This window comes from Sedimentitalea sp. XS_ASV28 (genome assembly GCF_041224545.1).
Lineage (GTDB): Bacteria > Pseudomonadota > Alphaproteobacteria > Rhodobacterales > Rhodobacteraceae > Sedimentitalea.
The window spans coordinates 54,488-73,690 of the sequence record NZ_JBGFGP010000157.1 but is presented as its reverse complement, the minus strand read 5'-3'; the positions used below and the strand labels follow the sequence as shown (position 1 = coordinate 73,690).

The 19,203-nt window shown below is 59.9% G+C and carries 17 protein-coding genes, 1 tRNA gene and 1 pseudogene; 7 read left to right on the top strand and 12 right to left on the bottom strand.

Going from position 1 to position 19,203, the window contains the following annotated elements; translation table 11 throughout:
- A pseudogene (locus AB9K34_RS17165) lies at positions 1–116 on the top strand (IS5/IS1182 family transposase); the annotation flags it as partial.
- Positions 117–205: 89 nt separating this feature from the next.
- Here AB9K34_RS17165 and AB9K34_RS17160 read toward each other — a convergent pair.
- The 6 genes from AB9K34_RS17160 to fmdA all read right to left on the bottom strand — a co-directional run bounded on the left by AB9K34_RS17160 (position 206) and on the right by fmdA (position 4,890).
- Positions 206–1,690, bottom strand: a complete 1,485-nt coding sequence (locus AB9K34_RS17160; protein WP_369955650.1) for an inorganic phosphate transporter — start codon at positions 1,688–1,690, stop codon at positions 206–208.
- A 79-nt stretch (positions 1,691–1,769) separates the two neighbouring features.
- The gene (locus tag AB9K34_RS17155; protein WP_369955649.1) at positions 1,770–2,237 is read right to left on the bottom strand and encodes an NUDIX hydrolase; all 468 of its coding nucleotides are present in this window, start codon (positions 2,235–2,237) and stop codon (positions 1,770–1,772) included.
- A gap of 132 nt (positions 2,238–2,369) precedes the next feature.
- On the bottom strand, positions 2,370–2,543 hold the full coding sequence (locus AB9K34_RS17150) for a hypothetical protein (RefSeq protein WP_369955648.1): 174 nt from the start codon (positions 2,541–2,543) through the stop codon (positions 2,370–2,372).
- Between the two features lie 175 nt (positions 2,544–2,718).
- Positions 2,719–3,021 carry an FmdB family zinc ribbon protein gene (locus AB9K34_RS17145; protein WP_369955647.1) on the bottom strand — a complete coding sequence of 101 codons (303 nt, stop codon included), beginning with the start codon at positions 3,019–3,021 and terminating at the stop codon, positions 2,719–2,721.
- 54 nt (positions 3,022–3,075) lie between these two features.
- The gene (locus AB9K34_RS17140; protein WP_369955646.1) at positions 3,076–3,585 is read right to left on the bottom strand and encodes an AmiS/UreI family transporter; all 510 of its coding nucleotides are present in this window, start codon (positions 3,583–3,585) and stop codon (positions 3,076–3,078) included.
- A gap of 78 nt (positions 3,586–3,663) precedes the next feature.
- Positions 3,664–4,890, bottom strand: coding sequence for a formamidase (fmdA, locus tag AB9K34_RS17135; RefSeq protein ID WP_369955645.1), 1,227 nt, complete (start codon positions 4,888–4,890; stop codon positions 3,664–3,666).
- A 370-nt stretch (positions 4,891–5,260) separates the two neighbouring features.
- Between fmdA and AB9K34_RS17130 the strand changes: the two genes are divergently transcribed.
- On the top strand, positions 5,261–5,971 hold the full coding sequence (locus AB9K34_RS17130; protein ID WP_369955644.1) for a response regulator: 711 nt from the start codon (positions 5,261–5,263) through the stop codon (positions 5,969–5,971).
- Here the strand turns inward: AB9K34_RS17130 and AB9K34_RS17125 are convergent.
- Together AB9K34_RS17125 and AB9K34_RS17120 are read right to left on the bottom strand one after the other, a co-directional pair.
- Positions 5,947–7,110, bottom strand: coding sequence for a sensor histidine kinase (locus AB9K34_RS17125; protein WP_369955643.1), 1,164 nt, complete (start codon positions 7,108–7,110; stop codon positions 5,947–5,949). The genes AB9K34_RS17130 and AB9K34_RS17125 overlap by 25 nt on opposite strands.
- Positions 7,107–9,737 (bottom strand): ATP-binding protein, encoded by a 2,631-nt coding sequence (locus AB9K34_RS17120; protein WP_369955642.1) that lies wholly within the window; start codon positions 9,735–9,737, stop codon positions 7,107–7,109. The genes AB9K34_RS17125 and AB9K34_RS17120 overlap by 4 nt, the downstream gene beginning before the upstream one ends.
- Before the next feature lie 398 nt (positions 9,738–10,135).
- On the opposite strand from AB9K34_RS17120, the gene AB9K34_RS17115 reads away from it, so the two are divergent.
- From AB9K34_RS17115 to AB9K34_RS17100, 4 genes are all read left to right on the top strand, one after another.
- Positions 10,136–10,209 (top strand) — tRNA-Gly (locus AB9K34_RS17115).
- Positions 10,210–10,578: 369 nt separating this feature from the next.
- Positions 10,579–12,663 carry a DUF1996 domain-containing protein gene (locus AB9K34_RS17110; RefSeq protein WP_369955641.1) on the top strand — a complete coding sequence of 695 codons (2,085 nt, stop codon included), beginning with the start codon at positions 10,579–10,581 and terminating at the stop codon, positions 12,661–12,663.
- Positions 12,664–12,855: 192 nt separating this feature from the next.
- Positions 12,856–13,758 (top strand): FAD:protein FMN transferase, encoded by a 903-nt coding sequence (locus AB9K34_RS17105; protein WP_369955640.1) that lies wholly within the window; start codon positions 12,856–12,858, stop codon positions 13,756–13,758.
- Positions 13,759–13,785: 27 nt separating this feature from the next.
- Complete coding sequence (locus tag AB9K34_RS17100) at positions 13,786–14,211, top strand: cytochrome c family protein (protein ID WP_369955639.1); 426 nt, start codon at positions 13,786–13,788, stop codon at positions 14,209–14,211.
- 142 nt (positions 14,212–14,353) lie between these two features.
- Here AB9K34_RS17100 and hemA read toward each other — a convergent pair whose 3' ends face one another.
- The gene (gene hemA / locus AB9K34_RS17095) at positions 14,354–15,577 is read right to left on the bottom strand and encodes a 5-aminolevulinate synthase (RefSeq protein ID WP_369955638.1); all 1,224 of its coding nucleotides are present in this window, start codon (positions 15,575–15,577) and stop codon (positions 14,354–14,356) included.
- A gap of 194 nt (positions 15,578–15,771) precedes the next feature.
- Between hemA and AB9K34_RS17090 the strand changes: the two genes are divergently transcribed.
- Complete coding sequence (locus AB9K34_RS17090) at positions 15,772–16,434, top strand: Crp/Fnr family transcriptional regulator (protein WP_369955637.1); 663 nt, start codon at positions 15,772–15,774, stop codon at positions 16,432–16,434.
- Positions 16,435–16,449: 15 nt separating this feature from the next.
- On the opposite strand, the gene AB9K34_RS17085 is transcribed toward AB9K34_RS17090, so the two are convergent.
- From AB9K34_RS17085 to AB9K34_RS17075, 3 genes are read right to left on the bottom strand one after another with little or no spacing between them, the layout of a single operon-like run.
- On the bottom strand, positions 16,450–16,716 hold the full coding sequence (locus AB9K34_RS17085) for a cytochrome C oxidase subunit IV family protein (RefSeq protein WP_369955657.1): 267 nt from the start codon (positions 16,714–16,716) through the stop codon (positions 16,450–16,452).
- Between the two features lie 5 nt (positions 16,717–16,721).
- Complete coding sequence (locus AB9K34_RS17080; protein WP_369955656.1) at positions 16,722–17,228, bottom strand: cytochrome c oxidase subunit 3; 507 nt, start codon at positions 17,226–17,228, stop codon at positions 16,722–16,724.
- Between the two features lie 38 nt (positions 17,229–17,266).
- Positions 17,267–19,195 carry a nitric oxide reductase activation protein NorD gene (locus AB9K34_RS17075; RefSeq protein ID WP_369955636.1) on the bottom strand — a complete coding sequence of 643 codons (1,929 nt, stop codon included), beginning with the start codon at positions 19,193–19,195 and terminating at the stop codon, positions 17,267–17,269.
- Between the last annotated feature and the right edge of the window lie 8 nt (positions 19,196–19,203).

Genomic DNA, 19,203 nt, shown 5'->3' with positions numbered 1-19,203 from the left:
ACCGCGAGATCATGTTTGGCCGTTTGACGGATTGGCGTCGCGTGGCCACACGCTACGACAGATGCGCGAAGACAGTCCTCTCCGCCGTCGCCCTGGCTGCTACCGTCCTCTTCTAGCTTCTTTGACGATCAATGAGGCTGGACCCAAGGTTCGCAGGATATGTCTTCGATGAGCGACGAAACGCTTTAACCGGTGGCGCGCGTTGTCATGGGAGCGTCGTGTTGATCAGATAGAAGATGACTGCCGAAAGGATTGCGGCGGCGGGAACCGTGATGACCCAGGCGGCGATGATGGTCATGAAGTGCGACCTGCGCACCAGCTTTCTGCGTTTGCGTTCTTCGGGTGCGTAAACGGGTCTGTCGGGGAATTTCGCCTGTGCCTTGCGAATGCGCTGCTCGGAGTGCCATTCACGAAAGAAGCCCACACCGAATACGCCGCCAACGGCGATATGTGTCGAACTGACGGGCAGGCCAAGCCAGCTGGCCACGATGACGGTGAGTGCCGCCGACAATGCAACGCAATAGGCACGCATCGGGTTGAGCTTGGTAATCTGGCCGCCGACCATGCGGATCAGCTTCGGCCCGAACAGGAACAGCCCGAACGAAATTCCGAAGGCCCCGATCACCATGACCCAGGTCGGGATGCTGATGGCGCTTCCCAAATCGCCGGATTGAGAGGCGTAAACGATGGCGGCGAGCGGTCCGACCGCGTTCGCGACGTCATTCGCTCCATGTGCGAAGCTGAGCAACGCCGCCGAAATCACCAGCGGGATGCCGAACAGGACCTTGAGCGATTTGTTCCGGTTCTCCAGCCCGACAGATTGCCGCCGCACGACCGGGATCATCGCAAGCCAGGTCACGGCGCCGCAGACAAGCCCGATGGCCAGCGCCGCCGAGAGCGATACGTGGATGATCTGCTTGAGACCCTTCAGCGCAAGGTAGGACGCGAACGCAGCCGCCATGATACCGACGAGAAAGGGAACCCAGACGCGGGCGGCGGCAATCTTGTCGTCCTGATAGATAATCCGCGACTTGATGAGCCACAGGAAAAGAGCCGCGATCGTGCCGCCCAGAACGGGTGAAATCACCCAGCTTGCCGCGATCGCGCCCATTGTTGGCCAGCTGACGGCGGAGAAGCCCGCCGCCGCGACCCCCGCGCCCATGACCCCGCCGACCACGGAATGGGTCGTGGATACGGGTGCACCGATCCACGTCGCGAGATTGACCCAGAGCGCGGCAGACAGCAGCGCCGCCATCATGGCCCAGACAAAGATCGTGTCGGTTCCGATACTTTCCGGTGCGGTTATCCCCTTGGCGATGGTCTCCACCACGTCGCCGCCAGCAATCAGGGCGCCGGCACTTTCACAGACGACGGCGATCCCGATTGCCGCGGACATCGAGAGTGCCTTGGCCCCGACCGCCGGCCCCATGTTGTTGGCCACGTCATTGGCACCGATATTCAGCGCCATGTATGCGCCGAGACAGGCGGCGATCACAACGACAACAGGATTGCTGTCCTGTCCGAAGAAGGACAGCACCGCGACGCCGGTCAGAAGGATGAAACACAGCGAGACGCCGATCCCGACCATGGGCCGCGATACGTAGGTCGTCGCCAGTTCCAGTGTTGAAAACCGCGCAAGGTCGCGATCAAGCGTCTCCAGGTGGCGCGGATCGCCCTGCTGCTCTGCCATTATGTGTCATCTCCAATCGGCGGAATATGACAAATAACGCTTTCGGCGCGGGATTGCCAAGTGGTCAAAACCGGCTTTGTCAGTTTGCGATTTGACGGCGAAATATCTGTTTGAGTTCTTCTTCGTTTACCAGTTCGGCGGCTGTTGCGGCGTCAACCCAAATCCGGCGGCGTTCATGCGCTTCGGGAAACTCGTCAAGCAGCCCACCCACGGCAACCGAGTAGACCAGCGTTTCGACCGGTGACGCATAGCCCGTGTCGTGCCGCTTGTTGTAGCTATAGGTTCCGATCGGCTCGTTTGCCGCCTTGCTACCGGTGACACCGGCCTCTTCCCAGGCTTCGCGCAACGCGGTTTCATGCGATTTCAGTCCGCGGATCGGCCACCCCTTGGGAATGATCCAGCGCCCCGTATCCCTGCTGGTGATAAGCAGATACTCCCGTTCGTCGCCCTCGCCCCGATGGCAAAGCGCTCCGATCTGAAGTTTCTTGGGACGTTGCAGCAGGGGGCCGGGAAAGAACTCCCAAACCGCGTGAAGGACAGAATTCATAGCAATCACACTCGACACTTATTCTTGTTTTGACTTCAATATAGTGCAGGAAGTGGAATGTTTCAAATTACGCTGTCGTTAACGCGGCGCGTTTTGGGGCAGATTCCATCGATTTCAGGCTTGGTGTGCGCTTCACGGGTCCCAAAACGGAGCGGTGACATGTCTGGTCGCCCTTTCGGGATCGCGGATGCGCGTATGGCGCATCCACACATGCTTTTCCTCGGGTCGCGCGACAAGCTGAGCACTGATGACCGTCATGTGCGGAGTGGAAATATGTTTCTCAACCGCGATGGATGGACCGGTCATGTCTCCTGACTCTGAACGAAGCCGAGTCCCGAGAGTGCCCTATCGCAGCTATCTAAACACCTTGGCAGACAGCGACGCCAATCGACCGGCTGATGCTGATCGGAATGGTAGGCTATGCCGGCAAACGCCGGAAAATCAGTCCACGTGAGTACGATGTCCGCAGTGTCATTCCATCTCAATGACCGATCATCCATTTGTATCGTGTCGGTCGTTCCTTCGGCTTTCCGATCTTGCACATCGGGCAGCCACAGCCGGCGAGGTGTTTCTTGTTTACCACACGGGGCTCGCTTCCGCTTTTCTCCGACCGGGACATGTACCCGCGCAAGGTCGAGTTCATCAGGTTCAGCCCTGGCAGCGCTACCTGACGTGGGCTGGCTCTGGTGCAGGTGGGACAGTTTATTTCGTCAGAGGCGTCGTTGATCGTGTTCCAGCTGTCAAAGGAGCCACAGCTGTCGCATGTGTATGTATAGATCGGCATGTGTCATCTCACTTCAGAAGATTTTCGTTGCGCAGTTGTGAGGCTGCGGCCCCATCAAAGAAACCCGTCCAGGATCAGGAAGCCGGGTATCCAGCCTGTGATGATGCCCGCGAACAGGGTCACGGCGGCTGTCGCGCGCAGGATCGGTCGCTGCATCGCAAGCAGCAGAAAATACATGAACCACAGTACGGACCAGATGACCCAGTTGACCCCCATCCAGAGGTCGAGCGCGGTCGTGGCGGTGGCAAAGGTCCTCACCGCGACGGGCAGGACCGTGATGGAGACAAACAGACTGAACCATCCCAGCCCGTTCCCATTCACCGGGACAAGGCGGTTGTAAGCCACCCAGAAATAGGTGGTCGCAAACAGCAAGGTCAGGGCGCCGGCACGGATCGAGCCTTCATTGGCGTCGGTTCCGAAGATCGAGGCGAGCGCAACCAGGAGAGCGACGATACCCGACACGACGTTGATGACGACGATTTCGCGATCCTCGATTTTTTCCGACAGCCAAAGGCCGTTCAGAAACAGGACGACCCCGACATACAGCAATAGAAATCCAAGCATTCTTGTTCCTTCCCCATTGGTCGGGCGGCCGGTATATATTGCTCCGGCCGCACGTTTTCTTGTCAGGTGGCAGAGGGGCTAGCTGGCCTTAGCCACGTCTGCGCCAGAGACCTGATGGGTCGGTCCGCTCGAATTCGGGTTGATGTCGAAATCGAAGATCGCGGTCGGAATCGCCAGTGTCGCGCAGACATTGGGGATATCGACAATGCCGGCAATACGCCCTTCGACCGGTGCGGTGCCCAGGATCATATAGGCCTGCTCGCCCGAATAACCGAATTTCTTCAGGTACTCGATGGCATTCAGGCAGGCCCGGCGATAGGCGACATGCGCGTCGAGATAGTATTGTTCGCCGGTGTGCTCATCGACCGAGATGCCCTCGAAGATCAGGTAGTCATCGAAATGCGGGTCTATCGGGCTTGGCTTGAAGATCGGGTTGACGACATTGTACTTGGCCATGCCGCCCTTGATCACATCGACGCTGATATCGATCCATCCGGCCATCTCGATGGCGCCGCAGAAGGTAATTTCTCCATCACCTTGCGAGAAGTGGATATCACCCATCGAAAGTCCCGCGCCCTTTACATAGACCGGGAAGTAGACCTTCGATCCGCGCGACAGGTTCTTGATGTCGCAGTTACCGCCATGTTCGCGCGGCGGCACCGTCCGCCATGCTTCCGCTGCGGCTTGGTCCCGCGCGCCGCCACTCATCTGTCCCATGAGAGCGGTGTCCGAATAGGGCAGGGCGGCCAGGGGGGGCACCCGGTCGGGATCGGTCGCGACCAGTTCGTTTTCGCGCCGGTTTGCTTCTTCGAGAAGCTTGCGATTCGGGAGACAGCCAATCAGCCCCGGATGAATGATGCCCGGGTATCGCACACCGGGGATATGCCGTGATGTCGTATAGATGCCCTCGAAATCCCAGCAGGATTTGCTGGCGTTCGGATAATGCTCGGTCAGAAACCCACCGCCGTTTTCCTTGGCGAAGAGGCCGTTGAAGCCCCACTCCGAGTCTGATTTGGCGCCAAGATCCAGTATGTTGACCACCAGCAGGTCTCCCGGCTCCGCACCTTCGACGCCGAACGGCCCGCTCAGATAATGCACCCGTGTCAGGTCGACATCGCGGATATCGTTTGCGCTGTCGTTGTTGCCGATCTGCCCGCCGGTCCAGTCATGACATTCGACGCGGACCGTCTCGTTGGGTTTCAACATTTCGACGAATGGAATATCCGGGTGCCAACGGTTGTGCGTCTTGATATCGTGATCTTCCGGCGCCTTGTTTAGGTCAACTTCAAATACTGTTCTTGGCATATCGCTCATCTCCCTGACTGCTACGGGCGCCATGATCGCGCCCATGATTGCTGATCCGGCGCGAGGCGTCTTGCACCGCACGGATAGGGAAAATTTCTAGCAACGGCGTGTAATCGCACTTTGCTCCGTCAGCGGGATTTTTGTAAACTTTTGTAACCGAGAGCGGGCTGACATCCTTGGTGACAGGCATGCGCTCTGGTCAGGTTTGTTGATTTTCAGTGGCTTACACGCGTTGCGTTGCAATTGTCCATCGTCGTTGCGCACATATCCCGGATTTCGCGGGGTTTTGGGGGGTCAACCGACTTTCAAGCAGGTCGACTTGCGAGCGGGATTTGGAATAACCTGATTTCACACGGTTGGGGGGAAGAACTTGAACAAGGTTTTGGTCGTGGACGACGACCGCGGCATCTGCACCTTTCTCAAGCGTTTTCTGGGAGATGAAGGCTATGTCGTGCAGACGGCGCATGAAGGGCGCAAGATGCGTCGCGCGCTGGCTGATGACACCTTCAACCTGGTTCTGCTGGATCTGGGTTTTCCTCAGGGTGAGGACGGGGTGACACTGGCGCGGCGGCTGCGCGTGCAGTACGACTGCCCGCTGATTATTGTGTCGGGCAAGAATACCACGATTGACAAGGTCGTCTGCCTGGAACTCGGCGCGGATGATTATGTCACCAAACCGTTCGAACCGCGCGAATTGCTGGCCAGAATGCGCACCGTGATGCGACGGTATGCCGGGCGGGTCGAACCAGAGCCCGAAACGAAGAGCCGCAGTCCCATGCTCAGCTTTTGCGGTTGGCAACTTGATCCCGAGGGCTACGAACTGCGCGCCCCGAACGGAGAGCGCTCCCGGCTGACCAGTCGCGAGTTCGAGGTGCTGCGTGCGCTCGTGCAGCGACGGGGGCGGGTTCTGACCCGCGAACAGATCCTCGACATCGTTTCGAGCCGCTCGTGGTCGCCCTATGATCGCAGCGTTGATGTGCTGATCGGAAAAATCCGCCGCAAGCTGGGCGATGGCGCGGGCGACGCGAAGTTCATAAAAACCGTGCGGGGGATCGGCTATGTGTTCGCGCCGCCGGGATAGGCCCGCAAGCGGACGGGCAGGAACATCGTAACGATCGTGCCGCGTCCCTCGACGCTGTCGATCTCGATCCAGCCGCCGTGGGTACGGACAAAACTCTCGACCATCGTCAGTCCAAGCCCGTTGCCGTCTCCGCGTTTCTTGGTCGTGAACAGCGGCTCGAACGCGCGTGCGCGCACATCGGGTGACATCCCGGGTCCGGTATCGGTAACCGAGATTGCCACGAAATCGCCTGCGGTCTCGTGAGCGCCCGCGTTCGCGCGCCCACCAGCGACACGATGCTCTCTTGCCCCGATGATGACGGTCCCGCTGTTCTGCATCGCATCACGTGCGTTCAGTGCAAGGTTCAGCAAACTGGTTTCCAGCAGCCCGCGCGAGACCTCGATCGATGCGAGTCGCGCCGGAAGATCGACGCGCGTATCCCATCTTTGTCCCAGGGTTCTTTGCAGCATGGTCGCGAAGTCGGGCAGCATCCCGAGCAGATCGACCTGTTGTGTCTCATCATCCGGCCGCGACCCGAAATTCAGCAGGCGCGAGGTCAGATCGCCGCCCGACAGCGTTGCGCCGATCGCCTCGCTGACCAGTTCACTGAATTCAGGGTGCGACGTTCCCATGCGTTCTTCCAGCAGGCGCAAATTGCTCAGCAGCACCGCGAGAATATTGTTGAAATCATGTGCAACCCCGCTGGCCAACTGTCCGAGCGCCTCCATTTGCTGCTTTTGGCGCAAGCGGGCCACGGTCTGTTTCTGCGCGTTCACCAACTCGATCCGCTCGAAACACCGATCCAGTGTCGAAAGCATGTCTTCCCGGTGAAACGGCTTGGACAGATAATCGTAGGCTCCGGCCTGCAACGCCTGAATGGCGGTCTCGACCGACACGAATGCGGTGATCATCAGGCACATGAGATCCGGATAGATCCGGCGCAGCTCGCGGACCACCTCCAACCCTTCATTGCCCGTGCCGAGACGAATATCCACTAGCGCGACCGTGACCTCGTGCTGCTTCACGGCATCAATCGCGGTTTCCACGCTGTCGGCGGTCAGCACGTCATAGTGTTCGAGTGTAAGCAATCGGCTCAGGCTTTCCGAAAAATCTATGTCGTCATCGACGATCAGGACCATCCGGCGCGCCACCCCGCTCATTTGTCATCGCTCCCGGCATGCGGCAGCCGGCACTGAACCGTGGTTCCGGAGCCGACTTCACTGACGACATTCACAGTGCCGCCCATATGCTCGATGATGCGTTTGACCAAAGGCATGCCAAGACCGACACCGAATGAATTCGTACTGAAAAGCGGCTCGAACATGCGGCGCTGAACCTCTTCGGTCATGCCTGTCCCCTGATCCTTCACCTCCAGCACGACCTCCTCTGCCGTGGAAAATGTCGTCACCCTGATCGGGGCGTCCGTCTTGGACAGATCGCAGGCTTGCACCGCGTTGTTGAGGATATTGACGAAGGCCTGTCTCAACCTCTCGCTGTCCGCGAGAATTGTGCCGCCAGACCCGAGATCCAGCACCACACAATCCTGTATGGCCGGGTCCATGTCTGCGAGCGCCCGTTTGACCCATCCATCCAGCTCGATCTCGACCGTGTAGAACGAGTAATTGCGCGAGAAATCCAGCAGATCATCAATGATCTTGACGCAGCGCCACGCATTGCGCTGCAATCTGTCCAGCTCGCCTTGCGTTTCCGCCTCTTTCCCGGCCAGCGAACGGCTCAGCACATCGGCGGAGTTCACCAGAGTCCCCAGCGGATTTCGCAATTCGTGACTGACAGTGGCGGTCACCTGGCCGATGGCCGCAAGACGTTCATTTGCGGCGAGGTCCTTTTGCGCCTTGGCCAGATCTTCCATCGAGTACAACAGGTCCCGCTCTACAAGTTCGCGACTTTCATGGGATAACACGATCCACCATGTGCCGACGGCCAATAGCGGCAGCAGGGCGAGAAAGACCCCGAGCAACAGGAGGCCGCCATGCAGTTGGGGCGCATCGAGATTGGGCTCGATCAGGCGGTAGCTGATCAGGATTGCCGCACCGACAACAACTGTCAACGCCAGAAACACACCGGCCGCCTTGATAAAGCGCTTGACGGTATTGGGCGCGATCTTTGCTCCCAAGCCGCCGGAGCGGTGCCCGAAATCTATGGATTCCTCGACCTTGGGCGATTTGCACATATCGTGACAATGCGATTCCAGGCTACAGCACAGCGAACAGATCGGGCGTTGGTAGAACGGACAATGCGCCATATCGGGGCGTTCATATTCGAAACCGCAGAGCTCGCAGATGATGGTCGCCTTCTCGGGTTCGGTCGAGGGCGTCGACGGACGGGCGATGTAATAGCACCCCCGCGTGGCGATGCCGATGGCCACGGCGGAGAGCAGGGCCACAACAAACGCCAATGGCGCTGCATAGGCCTGTGCAAGGGTTCCGAAGAATCCTGCGAAAACGATGAATGCCACCAGAGAGGCCAGTGCCATCGCGCCGCAACCCACGGGATTGAAATCAGGCAGGTAGGCGCGTTTGAATTCCGTAAACGAGGGGCTTATGCCGAGCGGCTTCAGGACTGCCAGGTCGGCAAAGATCGCGCCGACCCAGGCGGCGGCGATCACCGAATAGATCGCCAGTACGATTTCGAGCGTGTCGAAAACCCCGAGCAGCATCAGCAGCAGGGAAATCATGATATTGAACAACAGCCAGACGACACGCCCCGGATGATACAACGTCACCCGGGAAAAGAAGTTGGACCAGGCCAGCGATCCTGCGTAGGCGTTGGTGATGTTGATCTTGATTTGCGAAATGACGACAAAGATCGTCGCGGCGGCCAGCACAACGGCGGGATCGGCGCTGACGTATTCATATGCCTGAATATACATGTGAACCGGTTCCAGCGCGGTGGTCTTGGGCAATCCCGCCGATATCGCCAGCACTGCGAGAAAACTGCCGAACAGGATCTTCAGCCCGCCGACCAGAATCCAACCGGGACCGGCAAAGATGACCGCCGCCCACCAGGCCACGCCGTTCTTTTCGGTCTTGTCGGGCAGAAAGCGAAGATAGTCGACCTGTTCGCCAATCTGGATCGACAGAGCGAACAGGATCCCAAGGGCGCTGCCAAAGGACAGAATGTTGAACCGGTCACCCCCCTCCTGTGACCCGAGGAAGCTGGTCCAGCGCCGGATGGTGTCCGGATCCTCATAGAGAATATATGCAAAGGGGAGCAATTGCATCACCACCCAGACGGGCTGGCTGATCAATTGAACGCGGTTGATCATCGTCACGCCCATGAAGGTGATCGGAATGATGATGATGGACGATATCAGATAGCCCAGAACAAGAGGAATGCCGGCCAGAAGCAGCAGGGCCTGCGCCATGATCGCGCCTTCGAGAGCGAAGAATATGAACGTGAACGTGGCATAGACGAGAGAGGTTATCGTCGATCCGACATATCCAAAGCCCGCGCCACGGGTCAGCAGGTCCATATCGATATTGTACCGGCTCGAATAATAGGCGATCGGAAAACTGGCCACGAAAATGAAGACGATCGCCACGAGTATCGCGGGGAACGCGTTTGCAAACCCGTAGCTCAGCGTGATCGCACCGCCGATGGCCTCGAGCGCCAGGAATGAAATCCCTCCAAGAGCGGTGTTGGCAATGATGGCGGGCGACCATTTGCGAAAAGACCGGGCCGCGTATCGCAGCGAGTAGTCCTCAAGCGATTCATTCGCGATCCACGAGTGATAGGATCGCAGCAATGGCGAGTGGGTTTTCTTCAAACCAACAGGTTCCTGTCATGCAGGCATTTCGAGCGCATGATGAGTGGTCCAGTCCTCCCGGTATCCTCTTGCGGTGGGCAAGCGGTGTCGTTCATATCCGAGTAGTCCCTGAAAGACCTCGCACGGTCAACGTGTCGACCGCCCGGACACCGCGATTGACCGGCGCAAATGGCAGATGATTGTTCCCTTGTGTCGCCTGTTATCGCTGTCCCGCCAGCGTCCATTGGTCAGGATCAAAGAACGCCATCCGGCCCGGATGCTTTCGCTGTCGCGTGGAGAGCGCTCCATTCAACGCGGGCGGAATGACGCGCCGCACTGTCCTGTTCCTTCCGTACCGCTGATGCCATCTGAGCCACTTGACGTCATGGCTTGCCTGACATAGGAGATGGTTCCGCTGAGCGGGCGTTGTGTAATGGTAAGACCCTTGCCTTCCAAGCAAGAGATGCGGGTTCGATTCCCGCCGCCCGCTCCAGTTTTTCCATACTGAATCGACTTGTTTGCATGACTGTTTCATGGGCGTCTTGCCCGAGGTCGCATCACACCAGCGCGATGGCGAATTCCGGCTGAGATTGCGCTGCCGCATTGATGCTCAAACGCGTTTCGCGATATGATTGAACCAATTTGCACTGCCTCGAATCGTAGATTTCAACGTGTTGATTTATACCTCATGTTTCAAGTTGATCGCGAGACGCACTGGTTGACAAGAAATGCGATGAGTGCTGGCCTTCGATACGGCAGGGCGGGGTTCAGGTCGCTTTTGGGTGGTAAGATGTTCATTGGTTTCAATACTGGCAATCGGCATGTTGGCGCGTTCGCTATCGGCATGTTGGCTCTCGTCTCGATGACTGTGTTTGCGGGCTCTCTGACCGCAGAGGGAATGAAACACGGCGCGGGCCGTGAGATGGTGGATCCGTCGGATTTCAACTATGTGGTAACGCGCGGAACGTCTGAGAGTTCGATGCCCGCGCCGCAGGGCGGCAATGCCGATCTCGATCATCACGGTTTCCGCTTTTTCTGTGTGCCGACCCATTATTCCTACGATGATCCCGTCGTCTACCCGGGGATCGAAGGTGCCGCGCATCTGCATATGTTCTTTGGAAACACGGACGTCACAGCCTACAGCACGAGCGAGAGCATCATCAATTCGGGGCGGTCGTCGTGTGACGGCGGCATCACCAACCGGTCGGCCTATTGGATTCCGGCGCTGTTCAACGAGGCCGGTGAAGTTGTCTTGCCGACGCTGGTCAACAATTATTACAAAAGCTGGGTGACGGATCGCAGCAAGATCAACCCCATACCGCAGGGGCTGCAAATTCTTGCCAATGACGACGTGCTGGGATCGTCGGGAGTTGCCGTCAGTTCTGTGAACGAAGAGATCTGGTCTGCCACTTTCCGCGTTTTCCCGGATGATGGTCTTACCGTCGAAATCCGTTTTCCCGATTGTGTTGCGGTCGACGCCAACGGCGATCCCATCCTGACCAGTCCGGGGGGAACGAGCCATGTTGCCTATTCCGCCGGAAGCTGCCCCGCCTCGCACCCGTATACGATTCCGCAATTGACCCAGAACCTGAAATGGACCGGTGTGCCTTTCGATTCCGATTGGCGGTTTGCGTCGGATTTGATGTACGACGCGCCTCAGGGAACGAAGATTCATGCCGACTATATCGCAGGATGGACCGAAGAGGCGGCGAAGATCATGTCCGATTGCGTGCGGGATGGCTATCGGGAATGCGGGCCGGGCCTGCAAGGTCAATGGCAGGATCAGTTCTTCTCGCCCGATGGCGAGCGGGTTTATGATTTTTTCAAGGTCGCGGACATGGCCGACCCGACGCCCGATGCGTTGCGCAACTGGCCCGCGATGCTGATGGACGTCGCCGCAGTCGGGCAAAACACGATGCCTGCTCCGACAACGGTTGCGTCCCGGCCGGAAGTGATGATTTTTGGCAACTGGCCTGATTTCCGGTCACCGGACGGGTATGAGCAAAGGCTGTTGGCGCATAAATCGGCTTTTGAAGAATTGCGTGACCGGCTGAACACCGGTCTTGCACCGGGTCAGCCCGCGGTCCAGATCATTCCGGGTTATGAATTCATCCTGCAGGTGATGCGTGACATTTCCTCCGGGAACGCCACCGGGATCAACAGCATAGATGATCTGTTCGCGGATGATCTCCACCTCAGTCCGGTGGGCAACTACGGCATGGCCAGCCTGGCCTATGCGGTCATCCACGGCCGGGATCCGGATGACCTGTTGGCGGGACCGAGCCTGGAAACGCAATCCGTTTCCGGGGCACAGGCGGAGTATCTGCGGACTGTCGCCTGGAAGGTCGCCCGCGAGTACGAGCCGGCGGGGTTCGGTCTGCGCACGCCGACCGCACCTGGCACCCCCCAGGTCTTCAACGGCAACAGCCAGACCCATGGCTGGCTGGAAAATCTGTACAAACCGGCGCTGGATCCGCAAGGCAACCATGTGGCACAGTCGATACTGTTCGGTTCGACCGCGTCGCAACGATGGAGCGAACCCGAACCGGTTGGCGTGCAACTCCCCGAAACCATCGGCGACTACGAACTGGTGGTGATCGGCGTTGGCCCGTATTTCAGTCGTGAACAGGACATCTTCGACGCCGAAGCCAGCGCCCTGAAGAAATTCATGGATGCGGCGCAGGCACCTACCGGTGAACCGACGGCGCATACCGCCAGCTCCGCTCGCGGTGGCGGATTCCTGGCCGGTGAAACCGTTGTCACGACCGCCAACCTGAATATGCGGGCCTCGCCAGGGGGCGAGGTTCTCAGGGTCCTGCCCAGCGGCACGGTCGTCACGATACCGGACTGGTCCACGACCTATACGCAGGGTGGTCGGGATTGGATCGGTCTGACCGTCGGGCAAGAGTCGGGATACGTCGTCGCGGACTATCTGCAACATCGCTAGGGACGATTGAAGTCAGGACGGTTTCGGGATGTCATCCGACCGGCCAGCCACGGGCAGATCGACGATCCGTCGCCTGCATGCGGCTGCCGGTGTTTGATCAAAGTCAAGCAAACTTTCGCGGCAAGGCGATAGCTGTCGTGTGTATGCACTCTGCGGGGCTGTGCCCGGCGGATGGAACCGGGGGCTTTGGCCATGCCTGTCACGCGACGCCGATTTCTGACCATCGCTTCTGCAAGCTGTCTTGTCGCGACTGCGGCGCAGGCTTTCCGCTGGCAGGGCACGGCTCTGGGCGCGCGTGCACAGATCGTGCTGGATCATCCCCGCGCCATATCGATTGCCGAGGCGGCGCGGTTGGAGATCGACCGGCTCGAGGATATTTTCAGCCTTTTTCGCCCGAATTCGGAACTTTCCCGGTTGAACGCGACCGGCGTGTTGCAGGCTCCGTCCTCTGAACTGCTGGATTGCCTCGCGATCGCGAGACATGCGCATGCTGTGACCGATGGGCGGTTCGATCCGACGGTTCAACCCCTGTGGCGGGCGCTTGCCCTGTCTCATCGCCGGGCGCAGGGGCCGCGGCAGGAGGTGATCGAGACCCTGCGCGCCCGCATCGGTTTTGAACGCGTGCATTTCGAGCCGCGTGGTGTTTCGCTTGATGGCGGGCAGGAACTGACGCTGAACGGAATTGCACAGGGGTATATCGCTGACCGGATTGGCCGACTGATGCGCTCCGAGGGGGTTGAGGATGTGCTGATCGACACGGGTGAGATCTTTGCCATGGGGTCTGAGGGCAACGGTCACGGCTGGCCGGTCACGATTCAGGGCGAGTCCCGCGCCAGACGTCTTTCCGGTCGTGCGTTGGCGACATCGGCGCCGCTGGGCACGACGATGGATCGGGCCGGCCGGGTCGGACATATCATTGATCCGCGCGATGGTCGTGTGGCGGTCCCGGCAGTTCGCCAGGTCTCGGTCAGCGCGCACAGCGCGGCGCTTGCGGATGCGGTGTCCACCGGATTGTGTCTGGCCGCTGACAGGGCCGAGGCAGAAGCGCTCTTGAGCAAAGTCAAGGATGCCCGCCTTGAGAGCCTGTACCTCTGACACGTCTGTAACCAGAGGAGTTTCGCCATGGGGATCAAGCAAATCGTTCCGGTTCTGGCCATTCTGCCGATGCTGACGGGGGCGGCGTTTGCCGGAGATGCCGACACGGGCGAGTCCGATTTCAAACTCTGCAAATCCTGCCATGCCATTATCGCGACAGATGGAACCGTGATCCAGAAGGGCGGCAAGACCGGCCCGAACCTGTACGGGATAATCGGTCGTGTTGTCGGATCAGAGGCCGATTTTCGCTATGGCGACTCGCTCGTCGCGGTCGGCGAGACCGGACTGGTCTGGGACGAAGAGAATCTCGCCGCCTATATCACCGATCCAAAGGCGTGGCTGTCGGAAACGTTGGGCGAATCCAAGGTCAAGACCAAGATGACCTACAAGCACCGGAAGAATCCGGAAGACATGGCCGCCTATCTCGTGACGGTGTCACCGTCTGACGGCTGACGGAATGAGCGGCGGATGACTCCCGGTCGCGCGGAAGTGGCCGGGCCGCCATTCTCACTATCCGACAATCGAAACAACAGGCAGGGCGCATGTGATGGCGCCCGCCTCGGGGCGGTCGGTGACACCGTTCTTCCAACGCGTTTTACTGGGCCGCTATGGGCATGCGTGCGATCTGGCACCGTTGCCATAATGTTGACAGGGCATCGGCAAGGTTGGCGGCATCGTGATCGTTGTGCACCGGGGATGGCGTGATCCTGAGCCGCTCGGTTCCCTTGGGCACCGTGGGATAGTTGATCGGCTGGATATAAAGCCCGAACTCGCCCAGCAATGTGTCGCTGACAAATTTGCATTTTACCGGATCGCCGACGATGACGGGGATGATATGGCTGGGATTGTCCAGATGCGGAATGTCGCGGGCATCCAGCTGTGCGCGCAGCTGCGCGACACGTTCGCGGTGCATTTCACGTTCGACCGAAGAGCTCTTGAGGTGGCGCACCGAAGCAGCCGCTGCGGCGGCGACCGCAGGTGGGAGAGCCGTGGTAAAGATGAACCCGGAGGCAAAGCTGCGCACGAAATCACACAGCGCAGCAGAGGCGGCGATATAACCGCCGACGACGCCAAAGGCCTTGCCAAGCGTGCCTTCGATAACGGTCAACCGGTGCATCTGGCCCTCGCGTTCTGCGATGCCGCCGCCGCGCGGCCCGTAGAGTCCGACGGCGTGAACCTCGTCGAGATATGTCATCGCGCCGAACCGATCGGCGAGGTCGCAGATTTCCCTGATCGGAGCAATGTCCCCGTCCATCGAGTAGACCGACTCGAACGCGATCAATTTCGGCGCATCCCTAGGGGCGGCGGAAAGTTTGGCTTCGAGATCGGCGAGGTCGTTGTGTTTCCAGATCACCTTTTCAGCGCGGGAATGACGTATGCCTTCGATCATGCTTGCGTGGTTGAGCGCGTCTGAGAACACGATGCAGCCGGGAATCTGCGCCGCCAGCGTGCCAAGCGCGGCCCAGTTGGAAACGTAACCGGACGTGAACAGAAGCGCGGCTTCCTTGCCGTGCAAATCCGCGAGTTCACGTTCAAGCAACACATGATCGTGGGTCGTGCCCGATATGTTGCGCGTGCCACCCGCGCCGGCACCGCAGCGGTCGATGGCCGCGTGCATCGCCTCGAGCACTGCCGGATGCTGACCCATGCCGAGATAGTCGTTCGAACACCAGATCGTCACCTTGCGCGCGCGGCGGCCAGTATATTGTTTTGCCGCAGGAAAACCGCCACAATCGCGTTGCAGTTCCGCGAATACCCGATAATTGCCCTCGGCGTGGAGCGCGTTCAGGCGAGTGTGAAAAAACTCTTGAAAATTCAATGGTCCGGCTCCCGGTTCTGCGCTGTCAGATTGCAATCTGGCAAAGGGCGGCCCTGGTCTCCATGACATTAGTCAAGTGCCGGTCTCTGCGTTACGGGGGTGCGGCTTGCGCAGTCTTGGTGTAGGGTCCAGGCGATCACATCGAGAGGAGTATTTCGGTGCACGAAGCCCATAAAGCGATTGCGCGAAATGCCATGTTTATCCGCTCACTTCCCGACGAGCATATCGAGACGGTGCTGTCGCGCGGCGTGTTCCGGAGCAGTGAACGCGGAGAAACCCTGTTCATTCAGGGCGAGCCTTGTCCGGGCATTCACGTGGTTCTAGAGGGATGGGTCAAGCTGTATCGCATCGCGCCAAACGGTTCCGAGGCCGTGGTGGGTGTCTTCACCAAGGGCGAAAGCATGGGTGAGCCGGTCGCGCTGCGGCAGGGAACATATCCGGTGTCGGCCGAGGCCGCGACCGCCTGCACGACCGTTCTGATCCCGGGTGACGCGCTGATTCAGCTGATCCGCCGCGATCCGGAGGTCAGTATTTCGATACTGGCATCGACCTTCAATCATCTTCACTCGCTGGTATCGCAGCTCGAACAACTCAAGGCGGAAACGGGTGCGCAACGTGTCGCGCGTTTCCTGCTCGAACTGTGCGAGGACGGGGAAGATGAATGCCGCGTGACGTTGCCCTATGACAAGGTGCTGATTGCGGGACGACTTGGCATGAAACCCGAGAGCCTGAGCCGGGCCTTTGCGCGCCTCAAGGACTCCGGTGTCACCATCGCGCGCAACCACGCGGAGATTTCCGACATCAGGCGGTTGCGCGGCGTCGTGGAAAGCGACCCGGCGGATGCGTGGCACCGGTGATGGGACACCTATGGGTCAGGTCACGATGAACGGGAGCAGATAGAGCGCGTAGGCCAACAGGGCCCAGAGCGTAAAGGCCAGCGTGGCACCGGCCAGCCATCCCGGCGCGCCTTGCAGATCGAGATACCGCGCGAGGATCAGTCGCGCCTTGAAGAGCGCCAGCAAGAGAACAAGCCCCGCCCCCGCCCAACGCGGCAATGGGGACAGGGTAACCAGAGCAGCCAGAAGACTTAGGCCGATCAATGTCCCCCAGGCAATCAGCAATGGTCTGGAAAAATTCATCCGCCTCATCCCAGCAGGTAGATGACAGGGAACAGCAGCACCCACACAAGATCGACCATATGCCAGAACATCGCCGCCGCTTCGATATTCTCGGGCCTGTCGCGCCATGCCACCAGCAACAGCAACAGCGCGCCCGCCGCGACATGGGCGGCGTGAAATCCGGTCAATCCGTAGTAGAAGGTAAAGAATGGATGGCTGTCCCATGCGATACCCTGTGCCGCCTTTGAGGCGTATTCGGCACCTTTGATGCCCAGAAACACGACGCCCAGTATCGCCGCAGCAACCAGAGCGAGTCGCGCCAGCATTCGTTTCTGTTTGCGACGCCAGACAAGCGCTTGTGCTGCGAAAAAGCCGCTTGTGATCAGGATCGCGGTGTTCAGTGCCGCACCGGTGCGAAACAGGTGATCCTGCGCTTCGGCAAAGCCGGCGGGATCGACAAGCCGCACCGCGAGAAAGGCCGTGAGTCCGGCGGCAAAGACCAGAAGTTCGCTGACGATGAGCACCCACATCATCAGATCGCCCGGCAACGTCTCGGGGCCGCGCGCGCCGCTCACGCGCCGACCAGCTGACGATAGATGCGCGGCAACGCAAAGATCAGCTTTTCCGGGTTCGGGATCACCGCGAAACCGCCCTGACCGAACATCCGGGGAAACCACGATTTGGCGTCACTGTCGACCGCGATGCCAAAGACCGCCTGACCGGCCCTGCGGGCTTCGCGGATGGCCATGGCGGTATCCTCGATTCCGTGGCGGCCTTCGTAGTGGTCAAGGTCATTGGGCTTGCCGTCGGTGATCAGGATCAACAGCCGCCGTCTGCGCCCCTGATCGGCCAGCTCTGTCGATACGTGCCGGATCGCCGCCCCCATGCGGGTGTAAAATCCGGGTCGCAAGCCGCCAAGGCGGCGCTCGACGGTCTGATCCATCGGTTCGTCAAAGCCCTTGCAGGTCTGCACGTAGACCCGATGCCGCTTGAGCGACGAAAAGGCGTGAATGGCAAAATCGTCACCACAGGCATCCAGTCCCCAGGCGAGGGCGTTCAGGGCTTCGCGCTCGATATCGACCACGGCGCGGCCGGTCACGGCGCTTTCCGTCGAACGCGACATGTCGAGCAGGATCGACACCGCCAGATCACGGGCCTCGGGGCGGGTCTGCATCCATACGCGTTCGCTGCCTTCGCCACTGGCGTGGCGATCCGCCTCGGACCGCACGACGGCCTCGATATCCAGCGAGTCACCATCCAGATGGCCGCGTGTCGTCACGCGGGCAGGGCACAGCGCCTCGAATTGACGTTTGACCGCACGTATGCGCCGCGTAGCGGCGGGATCATGTGCATAGGTTTCGTCCGCGGGCGGGGCCACGGATGCCAGAACGCAGGTGTGATCGGGAAGGTATGCGCCGGTGCGACAATCCCATTCCGGATAGGTCAGCCTGTGTGACAGACGCTCGCGATCGACATCCTCCGGTGCAAGATCGAGGTGAAGTTTCAGCTTGGTCGGCGGTGCCTTGGTGATTTGCCCCAGCCCGATTTCGTCCTGGTCATCGGCGGCCTTGCGCGCGTTTTCCGGGTCGTCGTCATCGACGCGCCGGTTGATGTTGAGAAATTCGGCCCAGGACAGGATCGCTTCGAACTTGTGGAGGATAAAGCTGTCGCTGCGTTCGGCCTGATCGGATTTGCGGCGGCGGGCGCGATGTGTCTTGCCCTCGCTATCGTCTGGGGGCGTTTCGCCGGTTTCAGACCCGTCGTTTTCGTGCCGGGCGCTGATTTCGATGGGGCGCAGTTCCGGCCAGAGCGGTACAGGCCGGAACCGGCGGTAGCCGCGCGGCGCGGAAATGTCCGATAAATCGCCGCGTTCGATCGCAGTCCATAGCGGGCGGGCATCGTCGGATAGCGGGGCACCGAGCATGTGGCGTATCGCGGCTTCGACCCGTGCTTCGGCAGCTGGAAGTTTGGGGTCCGGACGCCGGATGCGGATCGCCTCGGCCAGCGCGTCATGGAGTTTGTGCAAGCCCGGAGCGTTTCGCAGTGTTCTTGCGGTCATTTTTCGCGCTGCGCGCAACGCAAGAATATCGCTGCGCAATGGATCATCGTCAAACGCGCGCTTTGGCGCATGCGCCGCGACCGCCGCGAGCCAGACATAGAGCGCGGCATTGGCTTCGCGTGTCGGCAAGACGGACAGCCGCGCCGGCAGGCGCAGTACTTCTCCGTCAAAGCTGGCACGTGGTATCAATTCGGCCGCCGTACCGAGTTTTCGCCGCCAGCTTAGCCGGTGGTGACTTGTCTCTTCCGACACCGGGCGCAGTTCGACGGATGAGTGCCCGCCCAGACCGCGGAAAAGAACCGCCAGCCGCCCGCCGACCTCGGACAGGTCGACCGCGGCTCCCCCGTGCGCCTCAGGCGCATCCAGGCGGCTGGCGAAGGCATGCCACAGTTTCCCGATGCTTTCCTCGGGTTCCCATGGCTCGAACGTGATCCGGGACATCGGCCGAG

Excerpts from the sequence above, each read along its gene's own strand:
- AB9K34_RS17160 (WP_369955650.1), bottom strand. The coding sequence starts at position 1,690 with ATGGCAGAGCAGCAGGGCGATCCGCGCCACCTGGAGACGCTTGATCGC.
- AB9K34_RS17155 (WP_369955649.1), bottom strand. The coding sequence starts at position 2,237 with ATGAATTCTGTCCTTCACGCGGTTTGGGAGTTCTTTCCCGGCCCCCTG.
- AB9K34_RS17150 (WP_369955648.1), bottom strand. The coding sequence starts at position 2,543 with ATGACCGGTCCATCCATCGCGGTTGAGAAACATATTTCCACTCCGCAC.
- AB9K34_RS17145 (WP_369955647.1), bottom strand. The coding sequence starts at position 3,021 with ATGCCGATCTATACATACACATGCGACAGCTGTGGCTCCTTTGACAGC.
- AB9K34_RS17140 (WP_369955646.1), bottom strand. The coding sequence starts at position 3,585 with ATGCTTGGATTTCTATTGCTGTATGTCGGGGTCGTCCTGTTTCTGAAC.
- fmdA (WP_369955645.1), bottom strand. The coding sequence starts at position 4,890 with ATGCCAAGAACAGTATTTGAAGTTGACCTAAACAAGGCGCCGGAAGAT.
- AB9K34_RS17125 (WP_369955643.1), bottom strand. The coding sequence starts at position 7,110 with ATGAGCGGGGTGGCGCGCCGGATGGTCCTGATCGTCGATGACGACATA.
- AB9K34_RS17110 (WP_369955641.1), top strand. The coding sequence starts at position 10,579 with ATGACTGTGTTTGCGGGCTCTCTGACCGCAGAGGGAATGAAACACGGC.
- AB9K34_RS17105 (WP_369955640.1), top strand. The coding sequence starts at position 12,856 with ATGCCTGTCACGCGACGCCGATTTCTGACCATCGCTTCTGCAAGCTGT.
- AB9K34_RS17100 (WP_369955639.1), top strand. The coding sequence starts at position 13,786 with ATGGGGATCAAGCAAATCGTTCCGGTTCTGGCCATTCTGCCGATGCTG.
- AB9K34_RS17090 (WP_369955637.1), top strand. The coding sequence starts at position 15,772 with ATGTTTATCCGCTCACTTCCCGACGAGCATATCGAGACGGTGCTGTCG.
- AB9K34_RS17085 (WP_369955657.1), bottom strand. The coding sequence starts at position 16,716 with ATGAATTTTTCCAGACCATTGCTGATTGCCTGGGGGACATTGATCGGC.
- AB9K34_RS17080 (WP_369955656.1), bottom strand. The coding sequence starts at position 17,228 with ATGATGTGGGTGCTCATCGTCAGCGAACTTCTGGTCTTTGCCGCCGGA.
- AB9K34_RS17075 (WP_369955636.1), bottom strand. The coding sequence starts at position 19,195 with ATGTCCCGGATCACGTTCGAGCCATGGGAACCCGAGGAAAGCATCGGG.